This window comes from Paracerasibacillus soli, from assembly GCF_042432965.1.
In the GTDB taxonomy this organism is placed as follows: Bacteria; Bacillota; Bacilli; order Bacillales; family Amphibacillaceae; genus Paracerasibacillus; species Paracerasibacillus soli.
This window is the reverse complement of record NZ_JBHLWL010000051.1, coordinates 9,445-16,350: the sequence shown is the minus strand read 5'-3', so window position 1 is coordinate 16,350 and position 6,906 is coordinate 9,445. Positions and strand designations below refer to the sequence as shown.

The following is a 6,906-nucleotide window of genomic DNA, read 5'->3' as shown; positions in this document are numbered from 1 at the left end:
TCAATCTCTTTATTTAATACTGCATTTCTCGCTGTTATAGCTTTAATCGATTTATCATTTCTATCAAATTCTGATGTCACTAATTTCATTTCAGAACCTAGCACTCTGAAACTTTGGTTAATTTCCCGTAGAGATTTCTTAAATTCTCGTTCCCCTTCAACACCAATTTTAAGACCAAAATTGTCTGCCATACTGCCACCTCCTCCTAAAATAGATATAAAAAAAGAACAATCTATTGATTGCTCTCAAATCCATGTCCTTATATTAACGCTGTGTTGCAAAGCCTTCGTACTTTGGTTCATATTTGTAATGAAGTACCGCTTCAATCAAGCCCAATGTAAATATGCCAAGCTCAACATTCACTAAAATGTCAATCCTTCTGCAATTCTCTTTTATCCACACACCAACGTTTTCCTCAGTTATACCAAATTGCAACATATCCGGATCCCTTAATATTGATGCGGCTAACGTGCTTTGGGCTGATTTCGGATTGTAATGTTGACTTAAGAATCTAGGACCACTCTTAGAGCCTGCTTTGCCTATTTTTAAAAATCTGTCATTATACCAAAATGCATATACTCCCATCATTCCAATAGGAAGCGATTTTGGTTTATGTGGTAAACCTCTATCAATAATTTCATATCCTTCTACTACAATAGGTTTACCTATCGTTTTACTCACATCCTGTATTAATGAATCAATCTCGTTGATTAGTTCCATTCAATATTCCCCCACATTCAGATATTCTGAATACTATTGTATCAGAATTTTTAAATACCTAACGGAATAACATCATCAATCGATAGTTCATTTTTAGGTTTTGTGAGACCTGAGAATTGTTTGTGGATTTCCCATTGATCAAGTAAATGACCGATAGGCATCAACCAAACTTCCTGTTCAGTCCTTTTCAGCTGTGTCACGCCATAATAAATAAGTCGAGCAAACATTTCTTCATCGTTTACTCGACCACTTCGTTTTTTGTATCGGTTTCCTCCGATTCGATATGTCGTTTTGTTCCTTTAAACATTGCTTCCATAATAGCATCTTTAAAAGTTGCCATTTCAACAGGTGATGTTAACAGTTCCACATCATCTTCCATTAACAACTCTTTCTTTTCTTCATTTAATCGATTATGGATATAGATACTTTGATTGGCAAGCAGGGTAATTAACCAGACAATCTCGTCTAAAGCCATTTCAAAATTTTCAGCTTTCATTAACTTCTCACCTAAATCTTCAAGGCCACCATACCTTTTTGCAATTTCCTTTGTTGCTTTGGTTGTTAAGATTAATTCATATTCCAAACCACCAATCGTAATCTTAGCACTTCTTTCACTCGTCATAATTGATCGCTCCTTATCCTTCAGTTCCCGCAGCAAATACTGGTTCATACACTTCGCTATACCAACCGGTGATAATTTCTTGGTTTACCCCATCATCACCTTCGCTCACTTCAGCTTTCCATGGATGCTTTCCTTGTCCATCTAGCTTGTTTCTTCGTAAAACTGTACCTTCAATTGTGGGTGTAGAGAAAGTAATACTATCTCCTTTCCTTGTGGTGACAAAAGTGATTGGGATTATGGTTCTTGCCTTATTTATTGCAGTTGCTTTGACACAATTGAAAATAAAAGAAGCACCGTTTTACCGAATTGTGTTTTTCTTTCCTAATATCATGTCGATTGTCGTGATCGGGATCCTTTGGACGTTTATTTATAATCCTAGTATGGGACTTGTGAACTCTGGTTTAGAGTTTCTGGGGCTCGAGTCATTGGCAAGACCGTGGCTTGGGAGCGAAACTTGGGCATTGCCAAGTCTTGTCCTTCCATCCATATGGGCAGGAATTGGATTATTTATGTTGATCTTAATGGGTGCTATTAGCAATATCTCAAAAAGCTATTATGAAGCAGCTGAAATTGATGGGGCAAGTGAATGGCAACAGTTTTGGAAGGTAACATTACCCCTTATATGGCCACAGATAAAAATTTCCATTCTTTATATTGTCATTACAACATTAAATGGTTCTTTTATCATTGTACAGGTCATGACTGGCGGAGGACCGAATAATTCCACACATGTCATGGGTTCCTACCTTTATCAACAGGCGTTTGTTCAATATAACTTTGGTTATGGGGCGACAATTGGTGTAATGATACTCATTCTTTCATTAATTACCGTACTCATCCTGCAATTTCTGATGCGAAGTGAAAAAACAGAATACTAGTTTTGGGAGGTGGGATACACATGAAGAAAAGTGTCGGACAGATTTTAGGTCGCACAGGAATCCGAATTCCGTTGATTCTGTGGACAGTCGCGGTTCTTTATCCAATTTTTTGGATGTTCTTAGGTTCATTTAAATCAAATGCGGAAATATATAGAAATCCTTGGGGTTTCCCAGAAACCTGGAATTGGCAAAATTATGCCGAAGCATGGACAAATTTTAATATTGATACAAGTGTATTTAACAGTTTGATTGTGACAGTGCTTGGAGCAGCGTTAACTTTAGTACTTGCTATCCCAACTTCGTATGCGATTGAAAGAATGAATTTTCGTGGCAGTAAATTTCTTTTTACATTATATGTATCGGCTATGATGATTCCGATGGTACTTGGTTGGATCCCCTTGTTTTTCCTATTAAGTGAAATAAATCTGCTTGACAATATTTATGGGCTAGCAATTGTTTATGCAGTCAGTCAGCTGCCGTTTTCAATTTTTGTATTGACGAGTTTCATAAGTACGATACCTAAATCGTTAGAGGAAGCAGCTGCAATAGATGGAATGTCTCCTTATCGTATTTTGTGGAAAATCATTACACCTTTGAGTATGTCTGGTATTATCACTGTTACAATCATGAATGCCATCCAATTTTGGAATGAATATTTCATGGCGTTGATTTTCCTACAGTCACAAGAAAATTATACACTGGCATTAGCGATTGACTTTATTAGTAGTGAGGCTGAATATACAAATGCCTGGGGCACATTATTTGCGAGTCTTGTTATCGCCATCGTTCCTGTAATAGTTCTTTATGCTATTTTCCAAAAAAGGATTGCAAAAGGAATGACTGAAGGTGCGATTAAGGGGTAGGAATAGTAGAAATTGAGGAGTGGGGCTGGGACAGAAGTAAATATAGTTACCAAAAATCGAACAATACGAGCTATTAGCTCCGAGAATATACGTAGACTCCAGTGGGAAGGAAGCGATAGGTGAGACGGTGAAGTGCTATAGTACGAGCGGGCTCACCACGCGCCCACGGAAAGCGAAGTATATTCCCGGAGCTGTTTTATTCTACTATCCATCATATTGTTCAGTTTTTAGCTCATTAAAAATACTTTTGGCTTGGCCTCTTACTTACTTTTGGTAGAATAAATTGTAGCGAAGGGCTAAATGATGCTAAACTATATACAGTGTACCAAAGTAATAGAGAAAAATGGAAAGGGGAAATTTAAGATTAAATTCATACAATTAATGGAGAAAATATTAATTGGTGGGATAATTGGTGTCTCGCTAAATGTACTTGTAAATCTTTTTTTCTATTTTAAAAATGACTACCCATTATTTTCGGTTGTAAATATTAGTGTGATTGTGAGCTCTGTTTTGTTGGTCGTTATTATTCTTTTATATTTAGTTGTAAGAAGAAAGACAAAGGAAAATGAAGCTAGTTAGAAAGCTTGTCATACATAGAGCATAAACCGGACGCTATAAAAATGAAATGGCGTCTTTTTATTATGAATAAGGGGAAATGATACTGGAAAAAGAGAATATGAAGCTACGTAAAGATGTGTTTAGGAGTATTTTCAACTAATTATCGAGCAATCGCATTGTATAAGCGTATGGGTTTTATAGAAGAAGGACGCAAGGTAAATGAGGTAAAGTTAAATGAAAAGGAAGATATGGATGATATTTTGATGTTTAAGTTGATGTGCGCTTATGTTATGATGAAAAAACAATTATATTTGCTAATACACTTTAATTTTTCCATAGTAGCACATTGGATAAGAAGTGAAGACACTCAGATTGAAACCTGAGCGTTTTCATTTCTTATTTAATTTTCATTTGCTATTGTAAGATAGAATTAAATTGAAGGGCATCTCGTAAAATTATCCCAGTATAATCGTCCATAAACTGTCACTTCGAAACTTTGAGTGATATGAAGACGTTTAGGTGGGGGGGGAAGAAAACTCCCACCGATTGAAGTTTTACTTTATAGGAGGAAAGAACATTCATAGCTAAGCAAGTATTGGCTGAATAGAATGGTAAAGTAATATGAAAAGGTTGTGTAAATTATGAAGGTTTCATTAATCGTTGCAATGGATAAAAATCGTGTAATTGGAAGAAACAATGATATTCCGTGGAGAATTCCGAATGACTGGCAGTATGTTAAGAAAATGACAACGGGACACTCGATTATTTTAGGCAGGAAAAACTTTGAATCAATTGGGAGAGCGTTGCCGAATAGAAGAAATATCGTGTTGACAAGAGATAGGAGTTTTAGTTTCCCCGGCTGTGAAATTGCGCATTCTAAAGAAGAAGCACTTGCTTTATGTAGCGATGAAGCAGAAGTTTTCATATTTGGTGGAGAAGAGATATACAATATGTTTTTATCGGATGTTGAAAAGATGTACATCACAAAAATTGAGCATGTGTTTGAAGGAGATACTTTCTTTCCAGAGGTGGATTTTACTGAATGGGAGGAATGTTCCAGAGAAAAAGGAATCAAGGATGAGGCAAATCCTTATGATTATTATTTCCATGTTTATGAAAGAAGAAATAAAAACAAATAGAGCAAACCGTTTGAACTACAAGTTCAAGCGGTTTTTGATTGAGAGTCATTATCATAAGCTTTTCATCCTTCATATTTGCGAAATTTAATGAAACGCGTTATAAAAAATCAAAAAGGGAAAGCTATCTATAGATAAACCGGATTATAAAAAATTTTAAACGTCAGGATAGAAAGGGTTGGAATATGCTAAAAAAATGGAGAGTATTTTTAATTTCATTAGGGATAGTGCTTTTATTTATTATTTGGGGAGTTATTCCAGAGGATATCCTTCCTAACGGTAACTTGGATCACGTAACATCTATCATTCAAGATTTTATTGTAGCTCGTTTTGGATGGTTTTATTTGATTAGTGCATCAGGGTTTGTTGCAAGGTTTGTTGCTGGAATACCAAACTTCACTCGGTATAGCCAAAAATATCGGTATTTTCCATTTGCCTTTTTCGCTCTAAATCCAATTGCAACTGGATCCCCGCCATCTTCACTTGTTGAAATTAAGACATGGTTATCGTCAATTGTTGCACCAGTTAAATCACTAGCAGCTGATACTCCAATATCATCAATACCAAGTGACAATGTTCCGCTTTGAAATTCCTTAATCACTTCAGCAGCTCCATCATCTGCATATAATGTCGCTTCTGCTAATTCAACAGACAATTCAGCACTAATCGCCTTTGCTAAAGGAGTTGGAGTTTCATAAGTTTCATCACCATTTTCTCCTTCTGTTATTTTTGCATAATAAAGCCTATCCAATCCGATAGTTGCCATGAATCATTCCTCCATTTCAAATTCATAATATTTTGCTACATCAATAGCTAAATGATGGTAACCTGTATCATCTTCATGTCCGATATATCTTCTGTCAGTAATAACAAAGTCCGCACCCAAAAGAGTACGGACTAAGGTATTTTTTATTGATGTATAATTCTTTTTTGAAAACAATGAAACTCTAACTTCTTGAACATCGTACTTCGGGAAATTGTCCGCATGTAATTCAAACATCTCAACGATTGGTGTGATTACAATATATAAATCAGGGGCAGTATCAGAAAAGATACCTGTTTCAACTGGAATACCACATTGTTCTGCAATTAGTGTCACTTCGGCTAGTACACTCATATACTTTCCACTTCTTCTTCCAATTTTTTAATCATCGCATCCATACAAGGCTGTCTTGATGTTCTTCTTGCAGGTTTTAAAAATGGCTTTGCAGGTTGTCCAGATTTTCCATATTCGATGATGTTTGCTAATTTAGCATTGCTCACTCCGTCTTTACGCGGTTCATTAAACCCTACTTTAACATTATGGTTTCCCCTTCGATCAACTAAGGCAGGTGATACTCCTAATGCAGATACCAACTCACCAGTTGATCTACTTGGCAGTTTTGTATCTTTTCCAATTACCGAACTTAAATTGGACTTCATTTTATCTAATACCACTTCTCCCCCTGCTTCTAGAACCCTCGGAACGATTTCATCTGTTTTACTTCCCAATCTTGAAATCTTCATCAAGAATTCTTCTGGCATTTTAATATTAACTTTAGCCATCTGCTGCTACCACCTTTTTTGTTAAAACCTCGATATACATATTTCTATTTTTCACATTATCAACGCTTACTATTTCATACCGTCCGTCATCACATACAATAAACATTTTCGGTTTAATGGTTAAATCGGGAATGTTTCTAAAACGAAATAACGCATTCGCTTCAGAAAAGGCCGCCCTATTTGCCCAAGTCTTACTACCAAAGCGTTCTTCTTTGTATGCTGTCACAGATGCTAGGATTCTATCGGTTTCTTCACTGAAAGACTCTTCATCTTTTACAATTTCACGTGTGATAATGTCGATGAATGTACGCATTTTCCCAAAACTCATACACTACACCTTCCAATCTCTATCTAGCCTTAATAAAAGGTTGACTGTTTTCCAAACTTGCTCTCCAGCAAGTGCGCTATCTGCGAAAAATCCACCTGTACTGCCATCTCGACTTTCGTAAAAGTGTGATGCCAACATGATAACCGCTTGTTCCGTTGTCGCGGGCATATTCTCATCTAAATATGTGCCTTCTTTAATATGTTGATAACTCTCTGCATAAGAAATGGCGGCAGTGATGTACATTTCTATTAAAGCG

General features: G+C 36.2%; 13 protein-coding genes. 4 read left to right on the top strand and 9 right to left on the bottom strand.

The window, feature by feature from the left end; all coding sequences use genetic code 11:
• From ACFFIS_RS13680 to ACFFIS_RS13665, 4 genes are all read right to left on the bottom strand, one after another.
• The coding region (locus ACFFIS_RS13680; RefSeq protein ID WP_390188002.1) for a hypothetical protein at nucleotides 1-191 on the bottom strand (191 nt) is incomplete at its 3' end.
• Between the two features lie 73 nt (nucleotides 192-264).
• Complete coding sequence (locus ACFFIS_RS13675) at nucleotides 265-720, bottom strand: hypothetical protein (protein WP_123317347.1); 456 nt, start codon at nucleotides 718-720, stop codon at nucleotides 265-267.
• A gap of 50 nt (nucleotides 721-770) precedes the next feature.
• Complete coding sequence (locus ACFFIS_RS13670) at nucleotides 771-947, bottom strand: hypothetical protein (RefSeq protein ID WP_320378185.1); 177 nt, start codon at nucleotides 945-947, stop codon at nucleotides 771-773.
• Nucleotides 948-958: 11 nt separating this feature from the next.
• A complete protein-coding gene (locus ACFFIS_RS13665; RefSeq protein WP_320378184.1) occupies nucleotides 959-1,342 on the bottom strand; it encodes a hypothetical protein in 384 nt (127 codons plus the stop codon).
• 224 nt (nucleotides 1,343-1,566) lie between these two features.
• Here ACFFIS_RS13665 and ACFFIS_RS13655 point away from each other — a divergent pair, with 224 nt between their 5' ends.
• The 4 genes from ACFFIS_RS13655 to ACFFIS_RS13640 all read left to right on the top strand — a co-directional run bounded on the left by ACFFIS_RS13655 (nucleotide 1,567) and on the right by ACFFIS_RS13640 (nucleotide 4,780).
• The gene (locus ACFFIS_RS13655) at nucleotides 1,567-2,220 is read left to right on the top strand and encodes a carbohydrate ABC transporter permease (protein ID WP_390188000.1); all 654 of its coding nucleotides are present in this window, start codon (nucleotides 1,567-1,569) and stop codon (nucleotides 2,218-2,220) included.
• 20 nt (nucleotides 2,221-2,240) lie between these two features.
• Nucleotides 2,241-3,083: a carbohydrate ABC transporter permease gene (locus tag ACFFIS_RS13650; protein ID WP_340415774.1), complete on the top strand. Its 843-nt coding sequence runs from the start codon at nucleotides 2,241-2,243 to the stop codon at nucleotides 3,081-3,083.
• Nucleotides 3,084-3,386: 303 nt separating this feature from the next.
• Nucleotides 3,387-3,662, top strand: a complete 276-nt coding sequence (locus ACFFIS_RS13645; RefSeq protein WP_390187998.1) for a hypothetical protein — start codon at nucleotides 3,387-3,389, stop codon at nucleotides 3,660-3,662.
• Between the two features lie 620 nt (nucleotides 3,663-4,282).
• A complete protein-coding gene (locus ACFFIS_RS13640) occupies nucleotides 4,283-4,780 on the top strand; it encodes a dihydrofolate reductase (protein ID WP_340415773.1) in 498 nt (165 codons plus the stop codon).
• Between the two features lie 337 nt (nucleotides 4,781-5,117).
• Here ACFFIS_RS13640 and ACFFIS_RS13635 read toward each other — a convergent pair whose 3' ends face one another.
• From ACFFIS_RS13635 to ACFFIS_RS13615, 5 genes are all read right to left on the bottom strand, one after another.
• On the bottom strand, nucleotides 5,118-5,543 hold the full coding sequence (locus ACFFIS_RS13635) for a major tail protein (protein WP_445324013.1): 426 nt from the start codon (nucleotides 5,541-5,543) through the stop codon (nucleotides 5,118-5,120).
• Nucleotides 5,544-5,546: 3 nt separating this feature from the next.
• Nucleotides 5,547-5,894 carry a hypothetical protein gene (locus ACFFIS_RS13630; RefSeq protein WP_320378181.1) on the bottom strand — a complete coding sequence of 116 codons (348 nt, stop codon included), beginning with the start codon at nucleotides 5,892-5,894 and terminating at the stop codon, nucleotides 5,547-5,549.
• Nucleotides 5,891-6,322, bottom strand: coding sequence for an HK97-gp10 family putative phage morphogenesis protein (locus ACFFIS_RS13625; RefSeq protein WP_285615181.1), 432 nt, complete (start codon nucleotides 6,320-6,322; stop codon nucleotides 5,891-5,893). Before ACFFIS_RS13625 ends, ACFFIS_RS13630 begins: the two co-directional genes overlap by 4 nt.
• Nucleotides 6,315-6,650, bottom strand: coding sequence for a head-tail adaptor protein (locus tag ACFFIS_RS13620; protein WP_320378180.1), 336 nt, complete (start codon nucleotides 6,648-6,650; stop codon nucleotides 6,315-6,317). The genes ACFFIS_RS13625 and ACFFIS_RS13620 overlap by 8 nt, the downstream gene beginning before the upstream one ends.
• A gap of 3 nt (nucleotides 6,651-6,653) precedes the next feature.
• The coding region (locus tag ACFFIS_RS13615) for a head-tail connector protein (RefSeq protein ID WP_390187995.1) at nucleotides 6,654-6,906 on the bottom strand (253 nt) is incomplete at its 5' end.